The 25601-nt window shown below is 60.5% G+C and carries 38 protein-coding genes and 1 tRNA gene; 16 read left to right on the plus strand and 23 right to left on the minus strand.

Going from position 1 to position 25601, the window contains the following annotated elements:
- Nucleotides 1-34: 34 nt before the first annotated feature.
- The 6 genes from NKH97_RS10265 to NKH97_RS10290 form a co-directional block, all read right to left on the minus strand.
- Nucleotides 35-922 (minus strand): hypothetical protein, encoded by an 888-nt coding sequence (locus NKH97_RS10265; protein WP_352796517.1) that lies wholly within the window; start codon nt 920-922, stop codon nt 35-37.
- A gap of 73 nt (nt 923-995) precedes the next feature.
- Nucleotides 996-1568, minus strand: a complete 573-nt coding sequence (locus NKH97_RS10270) for a hypothetical protein (protein ID WP_352796520.1) — start codon at nt 1566-1568, stop codon at nt 996-998.
- Between the two features lie 52 nt (nt 1569-1620).
- A complete protein-coding gene (locus tag NKH97_RS10275) occupies nt 1621-1950 on the minus strand; it encodes a Bbp19 family protein (protein WP_352796522.1) in 330 nt (109 codons plus the stop codon).
- A complete protein-coding gene (locus NKH97_RS10280) occupies nt 1947-3674 on the minus strand; it encodes a portal protein (RefSeq protein WP_352796525.1) in 1728 nt (575 codons plus the stop codon). The genes NKH97_RS10275 and NKH97_RS10280 overlap by 4 nt, the downstream gene beginning before the upstream one ends.
- A complete protein-coding gene (locus NKH97_RS10285; RefSeq protein WP_352796528.1) occupies nt 3674-4444 on the minus strand; it encodes a hypothetical protein in 771 nt (256 codons plus the stop codon). Before NKH97_RS10285 ends, NKH97_RS10280 begins: the two co-directional genes overlap by 1 nt.
- Nucleotides 4445-4523: 79 nt before the next feature.
- Nucleotides 4524-5111: a hypothetical protein gene (locus NKH97_RS10290; protein WP_352796530.1), complete on the minus strand. Its 588-nt coding sequence runs from the start codon at nt 5109-5111 to the stop codon at nt 4524-4526.
- Between the two features lie 112 nt (nt 5112-5223).
- Here NKH97_RS10290 and NKH97_RS10295 point away from each other — a divergent pair, with 112 nt between their 5' ends.
- On the plus strand, nt 5224-5760 hold the full coding sequence (locus NKH97_RS10295; protein ID WP_352796532.1) for a hypothetical protein: 537 nt from the start codon (nt 5224-5226) through the stop codon (nt 5758-5760).
- A 26-nt stretch (nt 5761-5786) separates the two neighbouring features.
- Here the strand turns inward: NKH97_RS10295 and NKH97_RS10300 are convergent, their stop codons facing one another.
- From NKH97_RS10300 to NKH97_RS10320, 5 genes are read right to left on the minus strand one after another with little or no spacing between them, the layout of a single operon-like run.
- Nucleotides 5787-5969, minus strand: a complete 183-nt coding sequence (locus NKH97_RS10300; protein ID WP_352796533.1) for a hypothetical protein — start codon at nt 5967-5969, stop codon at nt 5787-5789.
- Nucleotides 5966-6721: a phage terminase large subunit family protein gene (locus NKH97_RS10305; RefSeq protein WP_352796536.1), complete on the minus strand. Its 756-nt coding sequence runs from the start codon at nt 6719-6721 to the stop codon at nt 5966-5968. The genes NKH97_RS10300 and NKH97_RS10305 overlap by 4 nt, the downstream gene beginning before the upstream one ends.
- A complete protein-coding gene (locus NKH97_RS10310) occupies nt 6718-7434 on the minus strand; it encodes a terminase large subunit domain-containing protein (RefSeq protein ID WP_352796539.1) in 717 nt (238 codons plus the stop codon). The genes NKH97_RS10305 and NKH97_RS10310 overlap by 4 nt, the downstream gene beginning before the upstream one ends.
- Nucleotides 7352-7969, minus strand: a complete 618-nt coding sequence (locus NKH97_RS10315; protein ID WP_352796542.1) for a DNA-packaging protein — start codon at nt 7967-7969, stop codon at nt 7352-7354. The genes NKH97_RS10310 and NKH97_RS10315 overlap by 83 nt, the downstream gene beginning before the upstream one ends.
- Nucleotides 7932-8282 carry a hypothetical protein gene (locus tag NKH97_RS10320; protein WP_352796544.1) on the minus strand — a complete coding sequence of 117 codons (351 nt, stop codon included), beginning with the start codon at nt 8280-8282 and terminating at the stop codon, nt 7932-7934. The genes NKH97_RS10315 and NKH97_RS10320 overlap by 38 nt, the downstream gene beginning before the upstream one ends.
- 110 nt (nt 8283-8392) lie before the next feature.
- On the opposite strand from NKH97_RS10320, the gene NKH97_RS10325 reads away from it, so the two are divergent.
- Both NKH97_RS10325 and NKH97_RS10330 read left to right on the plus strand, forming a co-directional pair.
- Nucleotides 8393-8578, plus strand: a complete 186-nt coding sequence (locus tag NKH97_RS10325) for a YodC family protein (protein WP_352796546.1) — start codon at nt 8393-8395, stop codon at nt 8576-8578.
- Nucleotides 8575-8838, plus strand: a complete 264-nt coding sequence (locus tag NKH97_RS10330; protein ID WP_352796549.1) for a DUF6953 family protein — start codon at nt 8575-8577, stop codon at nt 8836-8838. The genes NKH97_RS10325 and NKH97_RS10330 overlap by 4 nt, the downstream gene beginning before the upstream one ends.
- 154 nt (nt 8839-8992) lie before the next feature.
- Here NKH97_RS10330 and nusG read toward each other — a convergent pair whose 3' ends face one another.
- From nusG to NKH97_RS10370, 8 genes are all read right to left on the minus strand, one after another.
- The gene (gene nusG / locus NKH97_RS10335) at nt 8993-9532 is read right to left on the minus strand and encodes a transcription termination/antitermination protein NusG (protein ID WP_352796551.1); all 540 of its coding nucleotides are present in this window, start codon (nt 9530-9532) and stop codon (nt 8993-8995) included.
- Nucleotides 9529-9864: a hypothetical protein gene (locus NKH97_RS10340; RefSeq protein WP_352796553.1), complete on the minus strand. Its 336-nt coding sequence runs from the start codon at nt 9862-9864 to the stop codon at nt 9529-9531. Before NKH97_RS10340 ends, nusG begins: the two co-directional genes overlap by 4 nt.
- 481 nt (nt 9865-10345) lie before the next feature.
- Complete coding sequence (locus NKH97_RS10345; protein WP_352796556.1) at nt 10346-11269, minus strand: primase/helicase family protein; 924 nt, start codon at nt 11267-11269, stop codon at nt 10346-10348.
- A complete protein-coding gene (locus tag NKH97_RS10350) occupies nt 11266-12849 on the minus strand; it encodes a DEAD/DEAH box helicase (protein ID WP_352796559.1) in 1584 nt (527 codons plus the stop codon). The genes NKH97_RS10345 and NKH97_RS10350 overlap by 4 nt, the downstream gene beginning before the upstream one ends.
- Nucleotides 12846-13199, minus strand: coding sequence for a hypothetical protein (locus NKH97_RS10355; RefSeq protein WP_352796561.1), 354 nt, complete (start codon nt 13197-13199; stop codon nt 12846-12848). The genes NKH97_RS10350 and NKH97_RS10355 overlap by 4 nt, the downstream gene beginning before the upstream one ends.
- The gene (locus tag NKH97_RS10360; RefSeq protein WP_352796564.1) at nt 13192-14046 is read right to left on the minus strand and encodes a hypothetical protein; all 855 of its coding nucleotides are present in this window, start codon (nt 14044-14046) and stop codon (nt 13192-13194) included. The genes NKH97_RS10355 and NKH97_RS10360 overlap by 8 nt, the downstream gene beginning before the upstream one ends.
- Before the next feature lie 32 nt (nt 14047-14078).
- The gene (locus NKH97_RS10365) at nt 14079-14300 is read right to left on the minus strand and encodes a hypothetical protein (protein WP_352796567.1); all 222 of its coding nucleotides are present in this window, start codon (nt 14298-14300) and stop codon (nt 14079-14081) included.
- Nucleotides 14297-14512, minus strand: coding sequence for a helix-turn-helix domain-containing protein (locus NKH97_RS10370; protein ID WP_352796569.1), 216 nt, complete (start codon nt 14510-14512; stop codon nt 14297-14299). The genes NKH97_RS10365 and NKH97_RS10370 overlap by 4 nt, the downstream gene beginning before the upstream one ends.
- A gap of 129 nt (nt 14513-14641) precedes the next feature.
- On the opposite strand from NKH97_RS10370, the gene NKH97_RS10375 reads away from it, so the two are divergent.
- The 3 genes from NKH97_RS10375 (at nt 14642) to NKH97_RS10385 (ending at nt 16259) form a co-directional block, all read left to right on the plus strand.
- Nucleotides 14642-15466: a LexA family transcriptional regulator gene (locus NKH97_RS10375; RefSeq protein WP_352796570.1), complete on the plus strand. Its 825-nt coding sequence runs from the start codon at nt 14642-14644 to the stop codon at nt 15464-15466.
- Nucleotides 15467-15558: 92 nt separating this feature from the next.
- Nucleotides 15559-15903, plus strand: coding sequence for a hypothetical protein (locus NKH97_RS10380; protein ID WP_352796573.1), 345 nt, complete (start codon nt 15559-15561; stop codon nt 15901-15903).
- A 2-nt stretch (nt 15904-15905) separates the two neighbouring features.
- The gene (locus NKH97_RS10385; protein WP_352796576.1) at nt 15906-16259 is read left to right on the plus strand and encodes a hypothetical protein; all 354 of its coding nucleotides are present in this window, start codon (nt 15906-15908) and stop codon (nt 16257-16259) included.
- A 7-nt stretch (nt 16260-16266) separates the two neighbouring features.
- Here NKH97_RS10385 and NKH97_RS10390 read toward each other — a convergent pair whose 3' ends face one another.
- Nucleotides 16267-16758, minus strand: coding sequence for an Arc family DNA-binding protein (locus tag NKH97_RS10390; RefSeq protein WP_352796578.1), 492 nt, complete (start codon nt 16756-16758; stop codon nt 16267-16269).
- A gap of 108 nt (nt 16759-16866) precedes the next feature.
- Between NKH97_RS10390 and NKH97_RS10395 the strand changes: the two genes are divergently transcribed.
- The 7 genes from NKH97_RS10395 to NKH97_RS10425 all read left to right on the plus strand — a co-directional run bounded on the left by NKH97_RS10395 (nt 16867) and on the right by NKH97_RS10425 (nt 20599).
- The gene (locus NKH97_RS10395) at nt 16867-17034 is read left to right on the plus strand and encodes an Arc family DNA-binding protein (RefSeq protein WP_352796581.1); all 168 of its coding nucleotides are present in this window, start codon (nt 16867-16869) and stop codon (nt 17032-17034) included.
- A 158-nt stretch (nt 17035-17192) separates the two neighbouring features.
- Nucleotides 17193-17519 carry a hypothetical protein gene (locus NKH97_RS10400; protein WP_352796584.1) on the plus strand — a complete coding sequence of 109 codons (327 nt, stop codon included), beginning with the start codon at nt 17193-17195 and terminating at the stop codon, nt 17517-17519.
- Nucleotides 17516-18028: a hypothetical protein gene (locus NKH97_RS10405; RefSeq protein WP_352796586.1), complete on the plus strand. Its 513-nt coding sequence runs from the start codon at nt 17516-17518 to the stop codon at nt 18026-18028. Before NKH97_RS10400 ends, NKH97_RS10405 begins: the two co-directional genes overlap by 4 nt.
- Before the next feature lie 71 nt (nt 18029-18099).
- Entirely contained in the window at nt 18100-18267 is a 168-nt protein-coding gene (locus NKH97_RS10410; RefSeq protein WP_352796588.1) for a hypothetical protein, read from the plus strand.
- Nucleotides 18268-18448: 181 nt separating this feature from the next.
- Complete coding sequence (locus tag NKH97_RS10415) at nt 18449-19621, plus strand: tyrosine-type recombinase/integrase (protein ID WP_352796590.1); 1173 nt, start codon at nt 18449-18451, stop codon at nt 19619-19621.
- Nucleotides 19622-19713: 92 nt separating this feature from the next.
- Nucleotides 19714-20241, plus strand: a complete 528-nt coding sequence (locus NKH97_RS10420) for a Panacea domain-containing protein (RefSeq protein WP_352796593.1) — start codon at nt 19714-19716, stop codon at nt 20239-20241.
- A complete protein-coding gene (locus NKH97_RS10425; protein WP_352796596.1) occupies nt 20228-20599 on the plus strand; it encodes a hypothetical protein in 372 nt (123 codons plus the stop codon). The genes NKH97_RS10420 and NKH97_RS10425 overlap by 14 nt, the downstream gene beginning before the upstream one ends.
- Nucleotides 20600-20664: 65 nt before the next feature.
- Here the strand turns inward: NKH97_RS10425 and NKH97_RS10430 are convergent.
- A tRNA-Val gene (locus tag NKH97_RS10430) sits at nt 20665-20739 on the minus strand.
- A gap of 116 nt (nt 20740-20855) precedes the next feature.
- Nucleotides 20856-21218, minus strand: a complete 363-nt coding sequence (gene cpdR / locus NKH97_RS10435; RefSeq protein ID WP_006199474.1) for a cell cycle two-component system response regulator CpdR — start codon at nt 21216-21218, stop codon at nt 20856-20858.
- Nucleotides 21219-21380: 162 nt separating this feature from the next.
- On the opposite strand from cpdR, the gene NKH97_RS10440 reads away from it, so the two are divergent.
- A complete protein-coding gene (locus NKH97_RS10440) occupies nt 21381-22322 on the plus strand; it encodes an N-formylglutamate amidohydrolase (protein ID WP_352629487.1) in 942 nt (313 codons plus the stop codon).
- A 327-nt stretch (nt 22323-22649) separates the two neighbouring features.
- Complete coding sequence (gene hisN / locus NKH97_RS10445) at nt 22650-23423, plus strand: histidinol-phosphatase (RefSeq protein WP_023810077.1); 774 nt, start codon at nt 22650-22652, stop codon at nt 23421-23423.
- A gap of 97 nt (nt 23424-23520) precedes the next feature.
- On the opposite strand, the gene NKH97_RS10450 is transcribed toward hisN, so the two are convergent.
- A complete protein-coding gene (locus NKH97_RS10450; RefSeq protein ID WP_023810076.1) occupies nt 23521-24498 on the minus strand; it encodes an alpha/beta fold hydrolase in 978 nt (325 codons plus the stop codon).
- A 480-nt stretch (nt 24499-24978) separates the two neighbouring features.
- Between NKH97_RS10450 and NKH97_RS10455 the strand changes: the two genes are divergently transcribed.
- Nucleotides 24979-25446, plus strand: coding sequence for an Hsp20 family protein (locus tag NKH97_RS10455; RefSeq protein WP_013529716.1), 468 nt, complete (start codon nt 24979-24981; stop codon nt 25444-25446).
- Nucleotides 25447-25601 lie beyond the last annotated feature (155 nt).

A 25601-nucleotide genomic window follows, 5' to 3' on the forward strand; every position in this document is an offset into this window, starting at 1 on the left:
CATTCCTTTAGCAATGCGGAGCGGTGTCGATCCCTCACAGGGGATGGCTGGACACCCAGAGATCCGGGTTTTCACCGGCCTCGCGGGCAAGCCGCTTCGCGCGTTCGGGGTCGCTTTTCACAAGGGCCGAAATCGCCGAGATGTTACGACCGCCGCTGGCATCACGCTTGAAAGGGTTCTCCCCTGACTGCACGTTGCCGCCGTCGATCGTGTCTTCCTTGAACATCGCCTCGCCCACCGCCGAGAGGGCCCGCGCAACCTTGGACTTGGTCAGCGCGCCGTCGGGCAGCAGAATTCCCGCCTCCTTGAAGGCATCGACCAGATCGAGCTTCTTGGCCGCCCGGTTCGCCAACTCGTGCTTCTGCTTGAAGCCTTCGCTGTCTTTCGGTCCCCAGTCCTTCACAAGATCTTCGTGGGTTGCCTCGACCGATGCGGCGACGGCGGTTTGATGCGCCTTCACCTGGTCGGCCATGTAGCCTACGAATTTGTCGTGATAGGCCTGCGCCACCTTGGGTGTCGCGCCCGCTTCAGCCGCCCAGGTCTTGGACGCAGTCGCCAGCGCTTCATCGTAGGGTAGATCAGCAGGGAGCCCTTCCGGGCGCGTGTACTCGACCTTTTCGGGCGATGTCACCGGCCGCATGGTCTCGGGAAGTTTGGAGTTGAATTTCTCCCATTCCTCCGGCGCTGCGTCGGCTGCGGGGACGCGCAGGCTTTCACCCTGCATACGTTCGAGTTCCGCATAGGAAGACAGCACCTTTTCGATGCCGCCTTCTGGCTTGGTCCAGCCCTTGTTGTCAGCGAGCTTGCGGTTGCCTTCGGAAAGACCGTCAAACCAACTCTTGGCGCCTTCGGTAGCGGACCCGTTTTCTACCGTCGTCGCTGGCTTTTCCAGGTTGCCCGCCGGAGGTGTTTCCACCACCACGGACCCAGTTTCTGCCGTATCTGTCATGATCGATTGTTCCTTCGATTGGGCGGCTCACCCAGCCGCAGGGCCGTTAAACGTTGTCGCCCCAGTTCTCCCAGAGCAGAGTGATGGTGCCGGTGATCGCCAGCACGCCGTCGGCGTCGATGTCCGTATTCGTGGCGAACGCCAGGTTTAGGAAGAAATCCACTGGCGTTGCGGTGCCGTCGAACGTGGCGGCTGCAACAACATCAGCGGTGGAAGCCGTCGACAGCGCCGTGGTGGCGCCGTCCAGCGTGCGGGTGGTGACCGCGATGATGTTCTGCATGGTGGTCGCCAGCGTGATGCTGGATGCCGCCACGGTGCCGAGACCCCAGGTCAGCGAGGCGTTGTCGTTGATCGTGCTGGCGCGTACACCGAGCACTGCGAACTGCAGCTTGGCGGTGCCGCCCTTGATGCGGACCTTGCCATCCAGGCAATCGAAAATTTTCTGCGAGGCATAGGCCAGCGCGTCGGTCACCGGCACTTGCATGGCGTTGAAGGTGAAGACCGTCTTGAAGGCACCGCCGGCGCCGGTCGTGACAGCCTTTAGGCCGGCAACCGGAGGAGCCAGGCCAGCGGCCCGAGCAGCGGCGCGCGAAAGGGTACGCGGAAGTCCACGTGTCATTGTCGTATCCTCATTCTTGGGAAGATTTCGGCTGAACCCGCCGCGGGCAAACCTATCGCTGGCCTTCGAGCCTTGCCGCCCGTTCCAGCGCAATCCGCTGATCGTCGTCCAGCCTGAGAAAATCCATGATGTGCTGCACGACTTCGGCCCGAGCGTTCGAAAGAGCGCTGTGCAGTTCGAAGCCGGCCGGCGTTTTCGTGCGGGCCATCCAGTCGTGATAGTTCGGCCGGCGGTAGTAGCCTGCTTTGTCGACAAGATCGGCAAGGACCATCTCGCCATCAGCACCGGTGAAGACGCGCAGGTAAGCCTTGGTCAACGCGTCCTGCGCCTTCGCCGGTCCACCAGCCAGGCCGGCACGATTGAACGTCTTCGGCTTGCTCATGCGTTGCCCTGTGGCATGAGGCCGTTGAGACCGTCGAGCAGCCCACTATCACGCGCCTGGACTGCGGCCGGCACAGCGTCCTTCGCAACCTTGCCGGCAGCGGCCATTGCGGCGGCGCCGGCTTGTGCCTGCTGTTGCTTTGCTTTCGCATCACGACGAGCGGCGATATCATCTGCCGACCGGAACAACCGAGCCGGGCTGCGGCCAGCGCTCTGCACGATCTTGATGGCTTCGTCGCTGTCGATGTTGTCCATCACGTCAGGATCGAATTGTGCCATCTGCATGGCTGTGGTCACCACCTGAATGGTGTCGCGCGCCTCAGCCGAACGACGCAGAACATCGAGCGGACCAGTGAACGTCGGTCGCACCGACTTGCCGGCCAGGCTTGCAGGGGGCAGGAATCTGCTGTCTTGCTCGTAGAGCCCCTTGTCTTCGAGGATGCCCAGTTCGCGATCGAGGTTCGTGGCGAAGCCGGATTGAATGATCGAGCCGGACGGGCCGAGCAGCGCACCCTTTTCCTCTTGCCGGATCAGAGCTTCAGTCGCTGTCATCTGCGGATTTTGCACGAGCGTCTGAAACAGGTTCACGAACATCATGTCGCGGATTTCATCGGCCCGCGTCTGCGCATAGTCGAAGGCGTAAGTAGGATTGGCACCGGTATTGATCGGAGCGATTTGGATCTGCCCGGATTCGCTCATCATGCCCGGATAATTCTCGCCGGGGTTGAGGACCGGCACGTCATCCATGCGGGCTTTCGATGCAGTCGCCGGATCAGTGTTCATCTGCAACGCACGGAGGCCAGAGCGGCGCACCGCGTTCTCTTCGCGGACAGTGGTTAGTGCTTCGATCGTCGGCGAGATGCCGTAAGGGTCGCTCTCATAACGGCGCCAGTTGAACGTCGCCACCGGGAAGGTGCGGAAGCCGCTTTCCTTCGCGATTACCTCTTCCTCTTCGATTACGTGGTAGGAGGCAAAGGCGGTGTCGAGATAGTCCATCTGTCCACCGATGCGGTACATCTTGCGCTCGTCGCGAGGCTTGATGCAGTGGATCAGAGAAATCTTGGTGTCGCACTTGGTCGGATCGTCTACCAGTGCCTTGACCTTGGCCGGCAGCTTCTCATAGCCGAGCATCTGCGCAGTCTGCCGGGCAGTGCGCTCATAGCGGCGATGGAACGTGTCGACCTGTCCCCACCGGTTGCGGCTGACATAGCCCTCGACCACCGGGATGGAGGCATACCGCACCATGGTCGTGCCGAAGCCCTCTTCGGCGTAGAGATAGGCCGGACCATAGCGGACCACGTTACGCAGGCAGGCTTGCGTCGCCGGCACGAAGTTCGAGTTCGCCGAGTAGCGCAGCGAGAACAGGAAGTCGCGCAGGCTCTCAGCCCACTTCTTTTCCTCGTCCGTCTCTTCGTCATCCATCGCCGCCGTCGACAGGCCATGCCACTTTTCGGACTGCGGGATGATCAGGCTCTCCAGGCCAGCAGCGAGGCGGTTGGCAGCGCTGTTGATCGTGGTCGCATAGACGCGACTGCCACGACGCTCGGAGCGTTCAGCTTGCGATTCCAGCGAGCGGCTGGAGCGGCTGGCGAAGATGTCGGGTGCATCAGGATCGCAGAATTCCGCGACCTGCTCCCAGACGCCTTCGTAGTGGGCGCGCTCAGTCTCAAGTTCGGACTGTCGCGACAGCACATCACGTGCACGGGAATCGCCGGTATCAGCCATTAGGCATACGTCAGGGTCAGGCCGACGACGTCGGCAGCAGTGACAGCGCCGGTGTCGAGGAGCGCGGCGCCGGTGGTGAGGGCGAATGCGATGCCCGTGCTGAAATAGTGACCGTTCACGTTGATGTTGAACGCTCCTACCGGCAAGGCAATGACCATGATCGGATTGTCCGTCCCGACGGTTGGCGCAGATGCCTTGTTGAACAGCTTCAGATAGCGCACCGAGGCAGCAGCATTGACGCCGCTGATGCAGTGCAGATCGCCGGCCGAGGCCTTGGCAAAGTCCGGGTTGGTCGACGCAGCCGCCGACGGCAGGATCTTGGTCCCATTCGGCTTACGGTCGCGATCGTATGATGTGCCGTTAAACTTCGAGCCGCGAGAGACAGTCGCCAAGGTCGATGCCGACGAGCTGGTTGCGACGCCATCGGCATTCGTTGCGATCGCCTGGAGCGCAACGCCGCCGCCCGCATTGGTGCTCAACACCACTTTGAGGTTCTGCAGATTGTCGGTCTGGAGGTCAGCGCGCTGGCCAGTCGTCAAGGTCGCTGGCGTGACGTTGTAGACGCCGCCAGCCTTTATCGAGCCGCCGGCGTCGGCAGAGCCTGCCGTGACCCCGGCGAGCGCATACCAGATCGCCGAGAGCCAGCCTGTCCAGCCAACACCACCGGTAGGCATAGCAGCCGCAGTGATCTTGGTTTCGGTCCCGGCCGGCGCAACAGGCTGCGCGCGGAACGGACCATTGTGCTGTGAAGGTGCATTGCGACCGGCCATAGCTCAAACTCCCAGCAGCACGCGCTTCTGGCCTACCAGGGCAGATGGCGCGAGATCAGTTTTCACGGTCGATGCCGTGTCAGTCTTGGAAGCGAGAGCAGCGCGCATCGCTGCTTCCCGCGCCTGCACGTCCGCATCGGTCGCCGTTGGTGTCGGTGGCAGCGGCTTCAATTCCGGTGGCTTGTTGAATAGGCACATGGTTCCAGGTCTCTCTTGTCCAATCGAACAGGATGAAGTCTTCGCCGTTCTTGCCGAAGGCAGGTAGGCGGCAGCGTTCAGTTGCGCCGAGGCGACGTAACCAGCGAAGCGCCAGGTCATTCGATGCCAGTGCCCGCGCCTCGACCCGCCATGCGCCTTGTGCGGCCACCTCGGGCCCCAGCACTTCCCAGAAGAACTTTGTGATCCGAGGCACGCAGCGCTTCATGCGCCGAGTGCCCCATGACCAGGCGATCCAGAGGCCACTGCGAAGTTGAGCCGCGCCGAATGCCGCTTCCGGATTGCCGTCGAGCTCGACCACATAGGCCGGACCTTGCAGCGCATGCAGTGCGAGCGTCGCCGGCGACCAGTCGTCTAGCTGACAGTCAATCTCTGCTCTGTCTTCAGGCCGCAGGTTCGTAGCGATGTAGCTCAGGTCGCGGAGATTGCCGCCGACGATTCTGACTGTCATGCGACTAATGACATCCAGGCGCAGTTAACACGTGTTCGCGCTGCTTTCCGTTGCCTGAAGTGCTCGCGTGATGGTAATCGGTTGAGCGTGAAATAAAGTCGGGAGGGAATTCTTGAAATACTATCTATACGGTCCATTTGTGTTGCCCCGATCCAAGGAAGACAATTTGATTTTTTTGGACGAAGGGTTTCGAGCTGCGTTTTGGGACACGGTGGAGGCGGCCGAGTATTGGCTATCTCAAACTTGCGGCTGCTACGTCTTCGGGCTTCGGTCAGGTGGCGGAGTCTTGCCTTGGTATGTCGGCAAGGCCGAGCGTCAGAGTTTCAAGACGGAATGCCTGACAGGCGACAAGGTCAAGAAGTTCAACTCGGTCTTGGCTTCGGGCATCAAAGGCACGCCAGTGCTGTACCTGTATGCAAGAACAACCCCTGGGACATGGCAGTTCTCCAAACCGTCTACAGCGCGACACAACGACATTCGGTTTGTCGAACGATCGTTGATTGCGTTCGCGCTAGATAGAAACCCGAATCTGATCAATAAGCAGGAGACCAAAATGTATCGAACACTTATCGTCCCAGGCTGGTTGAATACGCCTCCCGGTGCTCTCAGCAAAGCGGCGTCAGACCTCAAAACTGTGATGGGATATTAGGTTTCACTGTTCCGCTGGATGGCGCTTCAACGGAAACCTGCCAGCGGGTCAGGGTAGGCAGCACGGCGCTGTTCGATCTCTATTGGCTCGATCTCGTCGGCATCAGCGAATTTGCGCTTCTGCGGATCGCCGATCACTCGACCGGACCGCACCTCGATCTTGATGTACTCGCCCGTCCGCTTGTCCAGGCGCTGGACAAACTCGCTCATCGAAATGCCGCCAGTGGATCGGATTGCTTTCGGTTGCGCTTCACCGCGGCGAACTCTGCAGGATCGACCATAGCCTCTCGTAGCATCATCACGCCATAGCGTGTCGCCGACATCACGTCGTCCCGCAACTTGACGACTTGGCCGTCCTTTCGGTGGTAAAGCCGAAACTCTTCAAACCACTCGACCAAGGTGGAGAACACCTTGAAACGGCCGGACTGCATCCGGTCCAGCATCTCCATCAAGCCCGCCTCGACCGAGACGGAGCCATCGGGGAACTGGGCATGCGTCCCGAGCATGTTGAGCCCATGGGTGCGATACTGGTTTGCCAGTGCGATGCCGGCGCCTTCCAGCGTCTCCCGTCGACCATCACGCGGCCAGGACCACGGCAACCATGATCCCCACGGCTTCAGCGCGATGGCTTGCATGGCTGGCGTCTGTTGCGATGCTCGATGCGCCTTCGAGACATAAACGATGTCAGCTTCCGTATCCCAAGCCAGCTCAACGGCGGCCGAAGGGTGATCCCATCCGAAGTCGAGAGCGCCGATGCGCGGCCAGTAGCGCGGCAGGCGGAACGGCTCGCAGGAAATGGTTTCTTCTCCAACCGGGAAGATGCGGCCGGAACCAAGAACAGGAATGCCTTTCGCCCTGGCTTCACGCTCATGTTCAGGATAGGCGGCGATGATCTCCGCACGTTGATCGGGCGTGTAATGCTCCGCGTCGTCGATTGTCATGAAGGTGACGTGCCGGCTCATTGCTTTTTCACCATGCTGTTGACCTCGTCGGCGGTTAGGAACATCAGCACCACTTCCGACATGCCAAGAAGGGGCGTGAACGTAATCATCGTGATGCCGCCGGTTGCGTTCGTGCGCGTCAGCCCCTCGCTGTAGATATCGGGTGGCGGCTCCTCATCGAACCACACACCGTCCAGCGTCGGTCCCTGCCACTTCTCGCGGCCCTTCTCATATGATTTGAAGCCGAGGATGCTTCGGCCGGCCTGGACGTCGCCGCCACCACCATGCTTTACCACGATGCTATCGAGCGCATTCGGGATGCCGCGAGCCAGATAGGTTTCATCGAAGCTATCGCCGGGGATCATCCCCGTTCCCCACGCATCGCGCCGCTCGGGTTGCCCGACCAGCATCTTCTGAACCGTGTCGCGGGTGGATTCGCCAGTCAGGCCAGCAGCCCACATCGCCACCGGCTTGGGGAACACCTTGCCTTGCCACCAGTCGGGATATCGCCCGGTCAGGTGCATCGCCCATTCAGCGCCGCCGGCCAGCGTCTTGCCAAGCTGGTTGCCGGCCATGAACAATCGTTCCCGATTGGTCGAGCCGGCCGCGTGAAAGGATGCCTGCTTGGTATAGGGCTGATACCGCAACAGCCTATTCCGGCTCTTCCGCCTTGCCTGCTCCTCCAGGAGCTGCGCCAGCTCGACCTTCTTCGAGTAAGAGAGCGATGCGAGCATCCAGGGCGTCTCCAGACATCGTGTGAAGCGAGCCGGCGACGTTCAGTTCCGACTTGTCCGCGAGGCCGAGATCGCGAGCAATTATGTTGGCGTTGAGTAGATCGGCGGACGCGCCTTCGAACTTCTGGGTGCGGATGATTTCGTCCACGCGCGTCGTGATCTCACCAAAACCATCGCGCTGCTTGTATTCCGACCATGCCTGCTGACTGATATCGAGGAAGATGCAGAGGCCGGTGATAGTCATCGCGCGCATCTTGGCAATGGTCGCGATACTCACATCGCCCTGGTACGCGAACGGCTTGGCCTCATAGAGCGGGTGCGCATCGACCCATTCGAAATACTCGACCGCAGCAGTCCACAGATCGTCAGGCGTCGCGAAGATCGGCTTGCGCCCATGGGTGCTTCGCGCCTTCCAGAAGTCGTTGCCCTTGGGTGCTGGCATGTTGGAGACAGGAGGTGAAGCCGCGACCTTTTCGGAGGATCTCGGCTTCGTTCCCTTACGCGTCGGTTTTGGCATCGGGATCGATCGTCTCATCGACAGGCGCGGCATCCTTCGCCTTGCCACCACGCTTGCCGGACTTCACCGACTTAGCGTGCCGCTCTGCTGCTTCGTTCGCCTTGGCGATTCCGACAGCGCGGCCAGACGCACCGGGAGCGCCATCGGGGAAGCCGAACCCGTCGACTGGATCGACAAGACCGCCGCGAACCATGCCGATCAGCACCCCGTCGGCGACCTGTTCAGCCTTGCCGGTGCGGATGTTGGGCGGGCCGCCTTCGAATTGACCGATGCTGGAGACGATCTCCTCGCCGGCATCGTCGGTGATGATGGTTGCGTAGCGTGTAGACATAGCGATTTCTCCGTATGGCTTTCACTTGTTTCGATGCTTAGGATCAGCGGGCCAATCCGAATCGGGTGGTGTTGGTACTCTTGCCAATTGTGAATTCAGGGAGGTCGAAGATGAATTTTACTGTAGGAGAAATAGTGCAGTTGAAATCTGGTGGTCCAAAAATGACGGTTGTTTCGGTCCATGCCGGGGGGAACGACAGCATACAAACGACTTGGTTTGCCGGCGCCAAAAAAGAGGGCGGTTATTTCCCACCTGAGGCATTGGAAAGGCCGTCACAAAAAGACGCACCGCAATGACAGCCGTGAAGGCTGCCGAATTTATGGTTGCCCTCATCACGGAGTACGGCGAGCTTCGGCAGGATGACGCCGCTAACCGACTTCAAAGCGAATTTGGTGATGAGTATGTCTACTACAATCACCAAGGAAATTTGGCGATCAAGTTGCCGGTATTGGCTGCTTTCAAGAAGATGACACCAAACTTGGTCTGGTTTCGAGCGAGTCGGTACTGGCGTAGGAGGCAAGAGGCTGACTTGCCGGGCCGAATGCAACCATATTGATTGCCGGTCTGACTGACCGATCGGCGCGACTAGTTTCTGCCGTTAAATAATACTTCGTCGGGGGTCGGGGCGGCGATTTTGCCCCTCATCGCCCCGGCTGGTGACTGTGAAGCCCCGCGCAGACAGGCGTATCGCCAAATCAGTTTGTAGGACTCTATTCCTTTTTCTGGATCTTGGCAACTGGTCCGCTAGCAACAACCTTGCCGCCAAACATATTCAGTAGAACGCGAACGCTGTTGACGCTGCGCGCTTTCACCATCTCAGCGTCGGCGCCAGCAAAAGCACCGTCCAAGACCGTCACGCCTTCACCGACTTTGATCCGCAGACCGTGGTCGCGCATCTTGTCGAATACGCCCTTTTCCTCTGCATCGCGAATGGCCTTGATGTCGTCACCAGGGATGGGAACCGGCTTGCCCTCGATGTCGCAGAGCACGCCGTTCCGGACCAATCCGTCGCAGCTATTCAGCGCGCCCCATTTCACATCGTGGGCAGGCGTGAAGATGTAGCCGAGGAACAGCGGAAAGTTCTTCACCAGCCAGGCCTTGGTCCTGTGGTGCCGGTACTCGTGCCGGTATTGCGGCATGTAGACCGGGATCCCGAGGCGCTGCATTTCCGTCATGGCGCGATATTCCCCGCCCGGTTTGGTTTGGACTGCCAGCCAGGCGGGCAGCTTGGTTTTCGTCTGTGCGTTCATACTGGCTTCTGCTCCTGATCGCGCGACCAAAGCCGCTTCATGAGTTGCTGATATCGATCGTCGCCGAGCTGCCGCACCTCGCAGTCGTTGAAGGCTGTTGACAGTTCTTTGTGCAGCTCGTCGCGGATCGCATTCCAGAGGTGCAGAGGCACGCCCTTGCCAACCATCTGCTCCTGCCGGTGATAGAATCGGCGCCGGATCGTGTCCGCCAGCGCTTGGTCACAGTCGAACACGGCGCGGTGGTAGGCATCATCAAGCTCGGCTTGCGAAAGCGATTCGACCGTCGCGTGTCGTCCACCGCTGCCGCTGTCTTTCCAATGCTCAGTGTCCATTGTTTACCTCTCTGTCAGTGTCTGTCGGGCCGACCTTTTCGGGCTCCCCTAATCCCGGTCACCTTACTGCTGGACACACTTCGCCCGTCAGGACGAAGTGTGACGCGATTCCGTGCCTACTGGGACGGGGTCTCGCGCACATCTGGATACGTGATTGCCTCATTGAGGCTCGAGCCGGGGTTACCCTGTCGGCCCTACACGCGCATCGCTTGGCAGCGGCACCTCTCGAAGACCATCCAGACGATCAGGGAGAGGCTGCACCTCCTCTCGGGGTGCGTCCTGTGTGAGTAAGGGTGCCTCTGCGATCGGGTCCGGTCTCGTATCCCGGTATTCCCCGCCACGGTCGCCGTGGTCTCAGTGCAGAATATGTTGTCGCTGTTTCCGGCGCGACGAACGGCTTTACCAGACCGCTTCCGTTGCAGGCTCAGGCGAATACGCCGTTGCCTACACTGGCCTTTGACACCTTTCGGCCCTGAGCTTTCTACAAGTTCGCCTCCCGCAGAAAATTCGACACGAGGCGCTGCACGGCAAAGATGCCGTCTCTCAGATGGACGTCGTTCAAGTCGTCACCGACGAGCGGCGGCATCAGGTAGGCAATTTCAGATCGGTAGGCGAAATACTCGCCGGTCCCGATTCCTCCGTACTGGGGCAGCGGCTTGTCGTTGTCGGTCAGGATCGCGCGCCGGGCTTTGACCATGCGCGATACAGCCAGGACATTGGAGGCCGAGAAGCACACCAGCACACCATCATTGCGATGCAGGGACTTCACCGCCGAGCGGAGCGACAGGCCGGTGGCGTAGCCCTCGCAGAGCCATGTGAACGCGCCACTGGCGATCCGGTGCGACGCCTGCTCCATCTCGCCGCCCCATAGAAATTTCTTCGTACCGTCTTCCCAGATCAGTTGCAGGCTGGTGACGCGGGCGCCGACGCGGGCGGGGACCACGATCGCCCTTTCCCCGCCGCCGTCTGGCATCAGGTAGGAGCCATACTCGCCACCGATCTCGCGAACCACGGCGGCACCGAGCACCAGCGCCCGCTCATGTGGGAAGCCCTTGCCGGCAAGGTAGGGATGTTGCGCCGGCGCGGATCGCCCGATCATCGCCGCAGCTCTGTCGGCCGCCGCCTGTGCCCGCTGGCGCTTGCGCTGGTTTTCAACTTTGATCTTCTGGGAAATTTCCCGACGTTCGGATGGTGTGAACGCCTCCTTGAGTCCGACCGTAATTTTCTCGCCCGTCTGCCAGTTCCAAGCCGTCACATGCAGGTCGTTGACGATTAGCCGGCCGTCGCCCTTTCCGGACTTGCCCGACATGGTGTCGGTTTTGAGCCAGCGACCGAATCCGGCCACCTTTGGTGGAACGATGCCGACCTGGTCGCAGGCCGACGTGATTGCTTCATCGACCGTCATGCAGCTTTCCTCGACTTACGGAAGCGCTTGGTCTCGCGATCGATCAGGCTGTACTCGTCGGGTTGAACCGTCGCGTGGTGGCACGTCGCATCGTAGAGGCCGTAGGGAAGCTTGCTTGCCGGATAGATGCCGGCCCAGATCCCGTATGCCCATTTCCGCGACGCATCTTCACCGCGGCGACCATTGGCGAAGCAGTAAGCCAGAGCGGCGTTCCAGATCGCCCGAGGATTGCCCAGGCACGCCGCACGCAGACCTTGGCGCGGCTTGAAGGCGTGCCGGTCGCTCAGGTCAAAATCGATCAGTGTCCCTTCGACGGTCTTGATCTCACCGCGCCGAGGCCGTTCCCAACCACATGAGAAACAGGCGATCGACTGCGGTTCCATTTGCAGGCCGCAGCCGCCGCAGAAGTGCTGGGCTTTGACCCGTTCGACCGGTTCGCGAACTTCGCTGTCCTGCTTTTGTGCAGACGACAGGGTGTCGACGCCATATTCGTAGAGCCAGGCCGTTTGCTCTGCGAAGGCGATGCTGTTGCCTGAGTGATCCAACCACAGGCCAAACTCTTTTCCCGCCGCGATCCGCATCACGCGGCCCATCTCCTGAATGTGCGAGGAGAAGGACTTGCGATAGGGACGGCAAGAGATGCCGCACAGAACGTCCGGGACATCGAAGCCCTTGGTGAGCACGGCGCACGACACCAGCCCGTGGATCGCGCTGTCTGGCTTGCGGAACTCTTCAATCTTTTCGCGCCGCTCAGTATCAGACGCATCGAGATAGGAGAGCTGCTGGAAATTGTAGCCGGCGTCGGCGAACTGCTGGCAAAGCTCGGCACCGTGCGCGACAGACGGCGAGAACACGATCGTCTTGACCGGCCGCCCGAAGAACTTCTGGGTCTGCTCAATCCACGTCTGCACCACATCACCGATGATGGTAATCCCGCGCGCGCCGGCATCGTCTTCGTCGTACTCCCCGGTGAACTTCTTCTTGGCCCCGACCATGTCTGGCGACACGCAGGCCTTGACCCGCAGCGGCGTGAGCCACTTTTCGGCCAGGAGCTGGTTCACGGTCGCGCCGTTGACGAGCCCGTCCCAATGATCGGCCATGCCGTCTGTGAAGGGCGTCGCGGTCAAGCCGATGACCTTAGCCTTCTTCGCGCGTTCGATCAGTTCGAGGATTGCTTTGTATTCGCAATGCGCTTCGTCAACGACAATGAGATCCGGCAGCGCGCCGTCTTCATAGATGCGGCGAGCAACAGTCTGGGCTGATGCGACTTGCACCGGCTTCTCCGGCGCGGTCAGCCAGTGGTCGGCCTGGATGACACCGTGATCAATGCCATACTTCCCAAACCGCACGCTGGTCTGGTCGATCAGGTTGACGCGATCGACGATGAACCACGCCGTTGCCTTCTTGGTCTGGCTTTGTTGAATGATATGGGCAGCGCACTCTGTCTTCCCGAATGCCGTAGGCGCCACCAGGATTTGCCGGCGCGCACCGGCGCGGATTCCATCGCGCAGCCGCTCGACCGCGCTTATTTGGTGCGGCCGCAGGGTGATTTCTTCGTGGACCGGGAGAAGCGCGTTCATACCGCTACCCTCGGTGCTTCGTCGATCATCCGCCCGCAGGTTGTCAGGAACCAAGACCAGTCAATATCTGACACGCTGGCCGGTTTCGACTTCGCGAGGTAGCGCGCGAACTGCTCAGCCCATTGCCGAGGCACGCAGCCGTCGAACTCGATGATCGCGGCGCATTCTTCGAAGGCGACGTTTTCGTCGGTCTTGAGATGGTCGGCGATCTCGACCTTGTGCTTCGCGATGTACGTCATGGCCGACACCGGCAACCGACCTCGGTTGACGATGCGCAGCTTTCCATCTTCCAGCACGATGTTCGCGCCGAAGGACCGGACCCGGTCGACGAGATCGGCAACGTTAGACATCGAGCGTGATCACCTCATCGCTCGTCGGCTCGACCGGTATGACCGCATCGCTGGAATATCCCAGCTTAACCGCCTGCTTTCTCCAGAACTTCGAAACTTTCGCCCATCCGGCCTTGTCTTCGCTTTCGCGATAGACGCGCGTTTTCAGCACGCGGATTTCTTCGTCCTTCCCAGCAATGACCGCTTCAAATCCGCCCTTCTGATACTGGACCCACATGTCGGAGAACTTGGCGTTCTCGGCGCGCAGCGTCTGGGCCTCGTTTTCGAGGACGCGAACCGCCTCTTGGAGTTCGGCAACTTGTTCGTCGGCAGACAATCCGAAAGCGACCGGCGCTTTCTTCTTCTTCGCCGTAGCTTGTTTCACGGCGGCAACTTGGCTTTTGACTGCCTGGGGCAGAGCGTCCTGGGCCGCTATGCGCTGTCGGTCGAACTCGGCCTGTTGCGCCTTCCGATCTTCTGCGATGCGTTCTTTCTCAGCGCGTTTCTCGTCAACAACGTCAGCCGCCGCCTTTGCCGGCGCTTCACCCTTGTCGATGCGGGCTTTTATTTCCCTGGTGACGGCCGGTAGATCACCCTTCACAGCCGCCGTATCGCGAGCCGAAATGTCAAACGCGTTTGACAAATTGCCCGTCACATCGCGGACGGCTTCGATCACGCGCCCTTGATCCAAAATCTGATAGGAGCGCTGACGCGTCATGCCAAATTCAGCTTTAACGTAGGCTTCCCACGTGGCGTGTCCGAGCGCCGTCCAAGCCTTCCGCTCATGCGCTTCAAGCAGCAATGCCCAGAGATCATCGACCGCCGCTCGAATGCGGTCAGTCAGCTTTTTGGCGTCGGCCTTGTTCATCGAGCCAGACGCCTTGGTGGGCGATGTTCGGATCAAGCGGCGCCCCCGTCGGACGGACGACGGAACGGCACGACCTTGTCGGAAGGCCGATATGTATTTTCGACGAACAGGAAATGGAACCGGGCGAACGCCTTGCCCGAGGCGATGGCGTCGTCAACGGTCTTGGTTTCGGCGGCGCGGGTAGCGAGGTCGCGCCATTCAGAAAAGGCGCGTTCCTGCTCTGCATTCAACTGCTCAGCTTGCGCGGTGTTCATGCTGCCACCGCGCCCAGCTGCAGCTGCTGGAGAAGACGCTGGTGCGCGCCGTCAATGCTGATTTTGCCGTTCTCCATCCGCCAGACAGTCGTGTAGTTGCAGCCGAGATAGGAGGCCAGATTAGAGCGCTTCCAGTTCCTGGCGTTGCGGATCTTCACGATATCGGCCGGCGTGATCACTCCGGCTTCGGCGATGTTCGTCGTGTCAGTCATCGTCTCATACCTATGCGATTTGCAGAAAACAGTGCGTTAAGCATAGCACACGGTTCTGAGAAAACAATGCAGCGTGCATAGCTATTTTCATGCATAATGCACTGACGTCCAACTTTTCGGGGATTGTCGATGCAAAAAGAACAAACGCCGGCCGATCGCCTACGCGAAGCGCGTTTGCAGGCCGGCTTCAAATCCGCAACGAAGGCGGCGGAAAAGCTGAAAGTGCCGGGTGGCACCTATGCAGGCCATGAGAACGGCTCGCGCGCCTTCGATACTGAAACCGCGCAGCAGTACGCCAAGGCCTTCAATGTCCGTGTGGCCTGGCTGATGTTTGGCGAGTTGCCGGCGAACCTTCAGGCCGATGACGTGCGTGAAATGGTGCGCGTCCCGCTCGACGAATGGGATCCAGCCGAGCCGGACCATGTCAGCCACATCGACAGCAGTCAGTTCGGCGAGGACGGGGGCGTCCTATCCGGCACGCAGCGGTATGTCCCTAAGCTGCCAGGCGCAACACCTGAGATTGATGTGAGGCCAGGCGCCGGCCACGGCCAAGCCGGAGCCGAAGTGGTCGCCATATCGAGCGCCGGCACCGTGACAGGGCACAAGGTCGTGAGCGAATGGCTGATTCCTGACGCGTTCTTCCGACATGAGCTGCAAGCTTCGCCTTCCGGCTCGATCTTTATGGCTGTGGTTGGCGACAGCATGGTGCCGACACTTTACCCGGGCAATCGGATTATCGTTGACACCAAGCAAAGCAGCTTCGGCGCCGACGGCGTTTATGTCTTTGACGACGGGGACGGCGAGCCCAGGGTGAAGCGGCTTTCCAAGGTGCTTTTCAGTCAGCCGCCAGCGGTCACCATTCTTTCTGACAATCCTGCCCATCCTCCGCAGAACGCATTGTTGGAGCACGTGCGAATCATAGGTCGCGTCGTCGGCCAAGTCTCTCGGCTCTAAAAAATCTCGCGGTACGCATAAAATTAATGCGGTGTGCATTGACTTGGTTAATGCGCCATGCATAAATGGCTCTATCGAAAGAGGAGCCAGTCATGCACACCGCCGCACATTCAGTCTTCGCTGATCTGGCCCGCCCGCTGGGTCTGGACGTTGATGCGCAGGGCCGTCTCGGCACTGCATGGCGCTACTCGCTGCGCGAAGTGGCCGACCACCTTCTTTTCATCAAGCAGCACCTGACGACCATCGCCCAGCGCGACGAGATGCTGACCGCGACCATTCGCCGGCACTCGCCGAAGTATGTCGGCTATGCCCGCCAGCAGCTTGCCAATCGCTTGCCGCTCTACCTCGCCGCTGTCCGCCGCGTCTCCGACTACGAAACCAAGATGGACCTGCACGGCGTGGCCTACGCCCGGTCCAGCAGCGCATGGGAGCTTTGAAAATGAACATGATGACCGTCACCCCCGACGCCGAGCTGATCGCGCTTGGTGTGGAATTCAGCAAGGCCTGGGCTGACGAGCGGGCTGCATTCACCGCGGCAGCCTGGGCGGACATCGGCAACAACACTCCGGAAATCGATAGCGCCCACGATCGGTGCGCCGATCTGGCGCACCAGATGGTTGCGCATCGCCCCGAGACGCTGGAAGGCGTCAAGGCAATGGCGATGGTTTGGGGCTGGCTGCATTACCTGTCATCGAAGCCTGGCGAATACGAAGGCGCCGAGTTGGGCAACACGTCGGACGAGCGCGCGCAGCATGCGGTGATGACGTTCCTCTTGCGGGACTGTACCGCGTGATGGACGCTCAGACCCTCGGCAGGCCTTTCTCAATCAGGATTTCAGCCACGCGTTGCGCAATCCCTTCGACGACGGTGCTGTCGGACGCAAGCACACTGGTCGCCTCTGTCAAGGACTTGATCGTGCGGTCCGCGCTGTCGAGCATCTGCCTCATGGCCACCAACTCATTTTGCGCCTCTCTCAGCTTGAATTCAGCTTCGACTTCCGCGCTCTTGGCGAGAAGGACTTGGGCTTCGGCCGTGCGGACTTTCATGTCGAGTGTCTGTCGCTCGGCGGTCAGCGCGCGCACATTCGAGCGCTCGCCGAAAAGGGCCTCCTCGCGTTTCTCAAGCGAGTTTGCCATTTGGACTATCTCGCCCACGAGGCGGTCGAATTCATCCAGCCGAAAAACGATCTCACCGTTCATGGATCGGTTCGATTCTTCGGCAGCTTTCAGCAGCTTGTCCCGCAGGACCGTGGGCAGCCGAAGGGTGATCCGGGCTTCCGTTGTGTCGTCCATAGTTATCCCCAACTGTCGGGGCGGAATAGCACCATTTTGATGTCATGTCACCTTGACACTAAAATGGTGCGACACTAAACTGGTGTCATAGTTAACGGAGAAAAAGGAATGGAGAAAACCGCAACGTCGCTTCGTCTGCCGCAGGATGTGAAAGCCTTCATCGAGGCCCAAGCCGAGCGAAACGGATCGTCGCAAAATTCCGAAATCGTGCGGTGCATCCGCAATCGTATGGACGAAACGAAAACGGCGACCAGCGAGCCGGCAAGCTCGAACTGATCGCCGTTCCGAAATGAAACCGCCCGGCAAGGCGGCTCCCCAAATCATCAACCCAGAGAGAGAAGATGACCAACACCACAAATAGCACCGTAGTGGCGAAAGTTCAAACCCGCCGTGCACCGACCAAGGTGCCACATCCGGCCGACGATCTATCTTTCATGCACCGGAAGCCCCGCCATGTCGGCGGCATCTGCTACTGGAACATCGAGCCGACCGGCAAGTTTGGCCGGGACTGCGACAAGGGCCATGAACTGGCCCAGGAATATCTCAACTACATCGGCCGCCATCCGACCAATGGCAATGCCACACTGCTCGGCTGCATCGTCGACGATATGTGCCGCGTCAGGCAGGAAGAGCGGTTGCCGTCCCGCAATCACCTGACCGGCGTCGAAATCGGCTTCTTGGGCGAGATCAACCGCTACGCGATGGCCACCATGGTGGCCGTAGTGAAAATGCTAGGCAAGTCGGAAGGCGGTGACGCATGAGCGCGCCTTCCGACGACCTGAACGACCTGCAATCCGATATCGGAAATCTCGCGCACCTGCTGACCGTCCTTTACAGCCAGACGACCGAACAAGAGTTTGTCGTGAATGGAGTGCGCAGCTCCGTCGCAGACCAGATTTGCGCGCTGGCGATGATCGCCCGTGACCTTGGCGAAAACCTCAATGCCACCATGGACGCGTGCCACAATAAGGTTTTGGCCGACGCTCGGGCGAAAGGCGGTGCGGTCGTGAGGGAGAACCAGTCGACCGAAGCATTCGATGTCGTCACCAGCATGGAAGACGGCATTAGCACCGCCAAGGACTTCGCGAGCCTGCTTGCGATGGCCGCCGAGGCGCTAAGCGGCGAAGAATCGTCGGCCGTCCAGACGATTGCATGGGCAATCCGTGACCACCTTGTTGCCATCGAAGAGCAGCGAGGCACCCTCTTCAGGCTAATCCATCCGAACCGTGAGGCGTTCGACAAGACGGGCTGGCCGGGCGGTGCGGCATGAGGCTCGCAATCGCTCTTCTCTGCCGAGCGCACTTCGCGCTGGCCTGCTGGCACGAACGTCATGCCAGCGCCTTGCTGGCCGAGATCAATCTTCGGCGAATGGTCGCCGAGGACGTTTCGAGCAATTTTTTGAAAGAACAGCAATTTCGTGAAGACGCCGGCCGCGTCCTGCTGGCCTCGATCGTCGGCATGGCTGTCGCCGGACTCTGGATCTGGATTGGCGCGAGGGCCGGCGGATGACACCGGCTGATCCCTATGAGGATTCGCCTCTTACCCTGAAGGAGGCATGCCAGCTTTTCTTCAGGGGCCGAATCACGCCGGCCACGTTGCGAGCAGAGGCGCGGCGTGGCAGTTTGAAAATCGTGCGTGTAGGCCGGGCGGATTTCGTGTTGCCCTCGTCAGTGAGAGGAATGATGACCAAATGCCAAGACCCGCCAAAGGAGCCCGGCTCTACCTCGACCCGAAGCGACGCGAATGGGTCATCCGCGATGTCGGCGAGGTCTTCGAACGCACAGGCTGCGGCGAAGCAGATCGCGCAGCAGCTGAAAAAAGGCTCGGTGAGTACATCGGGGAAAAGTTCAAGCCAGTCACCCGCGAAAGTGATCTTGCTCGCCTCTCGATCGCCGAAGTCCTGACTGCTTACGGGCGCGAGTACGCGCCGCACAAGAAATCAGCCGAGCGAAGTGGCTACGCCATTGCTGCCCTGGTCCCCTGGTGGGGATCGAAGACCCTTGCCGATGTTCGCGGCGAAACGTGTCGAGCATATGCCAAGGCGCGCGGGAAAACGGTAAAACCAGGCACCATCAGGCGCGAACTCGCCGCTCTTTCGAAGGCCATCAACCATTGGCACAAAGAGCATGGTCCTTTGGCGTCGGTGCCGGAAGTGACGATGCCGGACGTTCCGCCCGCAAGGGACCGCTGGCTCACCCGAACAGAAGCCGCGATGCTGCTGGCTGGCGCGCTGGGCTTCTATCGCGAGTTCTGGTGCGACGTGGCCACTCGTCGAGAGCATTATCGTTGGCGCCGCAATCCGTTCGCGATTAACCGTCACTTGGCACGCTTCATACTGCTCGGCCTCTATACCGGGTCGCGGCGCGCGGCGATCTGCAACGTCCAGTGGATGGCCAACACCGCGGGCGGCTGGATCGACAGCCAGCGCGGCGTCATGCATCGGCGAGGGGAGGGCGTTGCGGAGACGAACAAGCGTCAGCCGCCTGTCCGCCTTGGCAAGCGAATCAGCGCCCATCTGAAGCGGTGGAAGCTGATCGACGACAACGCCCGTGACGAGGCCGCTAGGCAGGCAGGCGAGCCCGTTGCGGTCTATTTGCATGTCGTCAGCTACATGGGCCGGGGCGTCGCCTCTGTCCGCACTGCATGGGAAATGGCGATCGACAACGCTTGGTTAGATCCGGCCGTCACCGGACAGTCGGCGATCACCCCGCACGTGCTGCGCCACACCCGTGCAACCTGGATGATGTTCAAGGGGGTAGATATCTGGGAAGCGGCCGGCGCGCTCGGCATGTCGGCCAAGACGCTCGATAAGGTATATGGACACCATCACGTGGACTTCCAGAAGAACGCTGCCGAAGTCTGAGCGGGCTATTTCCTTACTGCCGCAACGGTTCTTTCATGCCTCTGGTGTCAGTTAGCTATGGAAAATTTCGAGAAAGCTGTATATTTGCGCGCATGAAGTTTTCGCTGGATAAGCAGAAGGCGGTCGAGGCGATCGTATTCATCGCCCAGCAGATGCCGGGCGTGGGACGCTTCCACGCGTCAAAAGCCCTTTACTTTGCCGAGCTAGAGCATCTGCGGAATTACGGTCGGCCAATAGTCGGTGATCGGTACGTGGCTATGGATAATGGGCCGGTGCCGTCTTTTTCCTATGACGTCTTGAAAGGCAATCTCGTCGGCGCTGATAAAGAACTCGTCGATGGCGCGCTTGAGGTAGATAACCGCTGGAGGCATCCCGAGTACAAAGCCGCCAGAGCACCGAACCTTGAGCTGTTTAGCCAGTCCGACCTAGAATGCCTGCGAAGCGGCATCGCGCATGTGAAGGGCAAGTCGTTCGGGTCGATCTCTGACGAGACGCATCAACATCCTGGCTGGAAGAACGCCGATTTGAACTCTCTCATGTCATTTGATGACATGCTTGAAGGCGCCGACCCCGCAATTGTCGAGAGCGCCGAAGAGTTCGCTGCATATGGCGTCCTGTAAGCTCGGCCACATCTATATCGTCAGAACAGCCCTTACCAAGCCGCCAAAGGCCAAGTTCGCGTTGTGCGCTTCGGTCGACCATGGGTTTTTCCTTTGGATCAACTCCAATGCCAAGCCGCATGGGAAGGATCAGATGGCCATCCGATCCGGTTGCCACGAACTCGTAACCAAAGATTGCTTCATCGACCTGTCGCGAGTTGTGCAGCATTCAACTTTCGAGCTGGACGATGCCAGAGAATTCGAGCGGATCACGGTCGATCTCGCGAACGACATCATCGAGTGTATCGACAGCGGTCTCTTTCTGATGCCAGCCAAACATGCACAGGCCCTGCGGGAAGGATTGATGCAACTGCTGTAACGGCGGGGTTTCTGTGCCGTTTCTGTGCCGAACGGATCAGGGTGTAAGCTAAGTCTTTGAAAGGATGGTGGGCGTGACAGGGATTGAACCTGTGACCCCTGCAATGTCAATGCAGTGCTCTCCCGCTGAGCTACACGCCCATCCGAAGCCGCGCATACACCATTTTTGATCCAGCGCGTCAATAGCAGGAAAAAGGAAAGAAGGCGTCGTCTCGCCGCAGTGGCGAAGAGGTGCGGCGCCTCGCTTAAAAAACGGCTCAGGCCGCCTGCAGCATCTTCTCGACCTCGTTGACGAGGTCACGCAGATGGAACGGTTTCGACAGCACCTTGGCGTCTTTCGGCGCCTTGGAATCAGGGTTCAGCGCAACGGCGGCGAAACCGGTGATGAACATGACTTTCAAATCAGGATCGATCTCTGTGGCGCGGCGCGCCAGTTCGATGCCGTCCATCTCCGGCATGACGATGTCGGTCAACAGCAGCGAGAACGGTTCCTCGCGCAGCCGCTCATAGGCGCTGGCGCCATTGTCGAAATCGCTGACCTGGTAACCGGCGCGCTCCAGCGCCTTGACGAGGAACCGACGCATATCGTCGTCGTCTTCCGCCAGAAGAATGCGTGCCATGATATCCCGTCCGAATCACCCGCCCGAGATTGCCGTTGGGCAAGCCCGTTAACCATCCTGTATATGAGGAGGTGAGGGTAAACATCAAGTGAACGCTGACGGGGATGATCCATATTTGCCGGCGTGTGCTGCGGCCGAAATGCTGGACACGCGGCTTGCAAGGTGGCACTTTCACATCATGATGCACTGGTGTTTTCGGGTTCGTTCAAATTGAAGACGGCAGCCGAGGATTTTTCGGTCTTTCCACCCTTCGAAATCCGGTCGGGCGTCGAGCAGCGCGTCCCCTTCCTCTTCAACTCGCCGCATAGCGGCCGCTACTATCCGGAGCGCTTCCTTGCCATGGCAAGGCTGGACCGCAACGCCATCCGCCGGTCCGAGGACTGCTACGTCGATGAGCTGTTCGGCGGCGCCGTCGCGCTCGGCGCACCGCTGCTGGCGGCGAATTTCCCGCGCGCCTATCTCGACGTCAATCGCGAGCCGTGGGAACTCGATCCGCGCATGTTCGCCGAGCCAGTGCCGTCTTTCTGCAACATCCGCTCGGCGCGGGTGGCCGGCGGGCTTGGCACGGTGCCGAAGCTGGTGGGCGAGGGGCTCGACATCTATTCCGGTCGCCTGCCTCTGGCCGAAGCCGTTGCCCGCATCGAGGCCGTCTACAAGCCCTATCACGAGACACTGAAGCGGCTTTTGACCAGGACCCATGCGCGGTTCGGTTTTGCCGTGCTGATCGACTGTCATTCGATGCCGGCGAGCATCCGTGTCGGCGACAGCGGTCTGCGGCCCGACTTCATCATCGGCGACCGCTTCGGCATCTCGGCAACCGCCGCCCTGACCGAGACCGCGATCGGCCTGCTCAGCGCCATGGGCTATTCGGTTGCCCACAACAAGCCCTATGCCGGCGGCTTCATCACGGAACACTATGGCCGCCCCGCGCGCCATCTGCACGCGCTGCAGATCGAGGTCAATCGCGGGCTCTACATGAACGAGCGGACATTCGAGAAGGCCGCCGGCTTCGATGCGCTGGCCGATGATCTGACGCGGTTCTCAGCCGACCTGATGTCGATGCCCGACCATCATTTCATCGACCTGCCGCTAGCCGCCGAGTGAGCGACCGGCCGTTGGCCGCAGAGTGAAATCGCGGCGTAAAAAAAGACCGCATCGTTTGCACGATACGGTCGAAGTCTAGGGAGGAAACGCCCAAGGAGGGCATGGACAGGAAACCCTGTCCGAGATCAAGGGTATTGTGCGCTGCACAAATGTCAAGCGACCTTGAGGCTTTTTTAATTCACTCTGATGTGGAAATTGCGTTTCGACGACGCTTGTGTGACATCCGGGCAACAGATGCCGTCGCGGAAAAGTCGTCGAACACTCTTGTTTTGGTACGAAATTGGCGGCAGAGCACGGCTCGGACATGCTGCAGTGCGGGAGAATCAGTTGGACATCAGTGTCGGTTTCATGCGCCGCATCGCGCAGGTGGCAGCGGCGGAGACCTTGCCGCGCTTTCGCAGCCAAGGTGCGGTCGCCAACAAGGAACAGGGCAGTTTCGATCCGGTCACCGAGGCCGATCGCGAGGCCGAGCGCGCCATCCGGGCGCTGATCTCTGCTGAGTATCCCGACCATGGCATTCTTGGTGAAGAGCATGGCAGCGAGAACATTTCGAGCCGGCATGTCTGGGTGATCGACCCGATCGACGGCACGCGCGCGTTCATTTCCGGCCTGCCGGTGTGGGGCACACTGGTCGGGCTGACGATCGACGGCGACGCCGTTGCCGGCATGATGGCGCAACCCTTCACCGGCGAGCTTTTCTACGCCAACGGCTCGGGCTCCCATTATGAGGGGCCAGGCGGGCCGCGAAAACTGACGACCCGCAAGACGACGAAGTTGGACCAAGCGACGCTGTTCACCACCACGCCGGCCCTGTTCAAGGGCGAGGCGCGCAACCGTTACGATGCATTCGAAAGACAGATCCAGCTCGCCCGCTATGGCGCCGATTGCTATGCCTTCGCCATGATCGCCTCAGGAAGCGTCGACATCGTCGCCGATCCCGGATTGAAGCCCTACGACATCGTGGCGCTGATCCCGATTATCGAAAAGGCAGGCGGCGTCGTCACCACATTCGATGGCGGGCCGGCGGAACAGGGCGGCGATGTGCTCGCCGCGGCGACGCCGGAGCTTCATGCCGCCGCCATGGCCGCCTTGCGCGGCTAAACGAGCGTCCGCTGCCATTCAGGTGATGCCGACCGCTTGAAGCAGTCGTTTTACTGCCGGCGCACCCCTTGGGGAGCGGGCCAGCGACCGGCGCCTGTCAGGCTGTGGGGTCGTCGCTCCCGGGAATGAAGGCGTCGAAAGCGGCGAGCAATTGCTCGCGATAAATGTCGGCTTCCTGCAGGATTTCGTGGCGGGAGCCATCGATCATCAGCAGCGAACCGAGCCGCAGACGCCTGGCGTAGGTTTCCACGGCCCTGGTCGAGACGACCTGGTCGGCGCCGGCGGCGATTATCAGCAGGGGGACCTGAATTCCTGCCATGAAGTCGGGGTCGCTGACAGCTTCGGAGGCTTTCGCGGCTGCCCGCAGCCAGCGGATCGTCGGACCCCCAAGCGCCAGTTGCGGATGTTCTTCATAGAGCCGCGTGTTGCGTCGATAGCGTACCGGGTCAGACGTCAGCTTGTTGGTCTCGAAAGGGGCCGTCACCTTCGGCCGCGGACCCCAGGCGGCATAGAGCCGGCCGAGGCCGAGAACGCAGAACAACGAGCAGACGCGGCGAACCGTCGAGATCGAGACCGGCAGGTCGGGCAGCGTCAGGAAGGGCGCGATCAGCACCATGCGCCGGATGCGGTTCACCATCGACGGGGCGGCAAGCAGGGTGATCAAGGCACCTGCCGAATGGGCGAGGATGTAGTACGGTCCGCGGCAATCGGGCAGCACGATCTCCTCGAAGAACTGTTCGAGGTCGGCGGTGTAGTCGCGGAAGCTGCTGACGTAGCCGCGCTGGTGATCGCGGATCAGCCGATCGGAATCGCCCTGGCCGCGCCAATCGAGGGTGGCGACGCCAAAGCCGCGATCGGCAAGGTTGCGGATGGTTTCGAAATATTTCTCGATGCACTCGTTGCGGCCGGTGAGCAGGACCACGGTGCCCTTCATCGGGCGAGCGACTGCGCCGAACAGGCCGTAGCGGATATTCTTGCGGTCACGCGTGGTGAAGAAGCCGCCGGTGGCGTTTTCCGGCCGCGGATTGCCCTCGATTTCGTGAAAAAGGGAGTTTTCGGTGAAAAGATCCGTCATTCGGCGCTTCGTGCTCGGCGTCTCGCATGCCCGCCTGCGCTGGCCGGCTCCGCTAAGGTGATAGACGCCCATGCGCCAAAAGCCAAGGAATTCCCGGTGAAGGGGAGGCTGCGCCAGGGAAGGCCGGAAGCCGCTCGAAAGCGTGCTTCCGGCCTCTGTCGATCCGGGAGGAAGGGACGTTACACCCGGTCGGCCTCGTTGCGGTGCCTGTTGTGCAATGGGCGCCGCCAGTCCTTGATCCTGTAATGGACTTTAGCGCCGGCTGCCTGAACGCGCGCCGAAGTGCCGGTTCATCTGCCGTTCATCAAGGGGCCTGCCGCCGTGGTTTTTGCCGCCAGGTGAAATCTTGAAATGCTTTCCAGCGCTCCCCAAATGTCTGGTGCGGTCGCCAATGTCGGGGCCGCTGGCCCACCCGAAACGCCGCTCAAGGGTTTCGCACCGGCCATACGCAAACCATGTTGCTCAACAGGAGAACACCTCATGCGTCACGTTGATTTTTCCCCGCTTTATCGCTCCACCGTCGGCTTCGACCGTCTGTTCACGATGCTCGATTCGCTTGCGCAGCCGGATGGCGCGCAGACCTATCCCCCCTACAACATCGAGCGCACCGGTGAGGATTCCTACCGCATCTCGATGGCGGTTGCCGGCTTCTCGGACGAGGAAATCTCGATCGAAGCCCATCGCAACGTGCTGACCGTGAAGGGTGAGCGCAAGGACGAGGGTACCGGCGAAGGCTCTGAGCTGCTCTATCGCGGCATTGCCTCGAGGGCTTTCGAACGCCGCTTCCAGCTTGCCGACCACGTCGAGGTCGTTGGCGCCTCGCTGAAGAACGGCCTGCTCTTCGTCGACCTCAAGCGCAACATACCCGAGGAGCTGAAGCCGCGCAAGATCGCCATTACGGCGTCTTCGGCCAAGGCCAAGCAGATCGAGGCCAAGACCGCTGCCTAAAGTACAAGTCTCCTCCCGAGACGGAAGCGGGGGGGGGGGAGCCGCGGCGTGGGTTTTGGGGGGGGGTAAGGGTATAGCAATTACAGAGACCAAAACACACTCGCAAAAACGAGTGGGAGCGTAGAGCGGGGGGGGGAGTGGGCGGGAGGCGGGCG

This window comes from Mesorhizobium sp. M0870 (assembly GCF_040319775.1).
Lineage (GTDB): Bacteria > Pseudomonadota > Alphaproteobacteria > Rhizobiales > Rhizobiaceae > Mesorhizobium.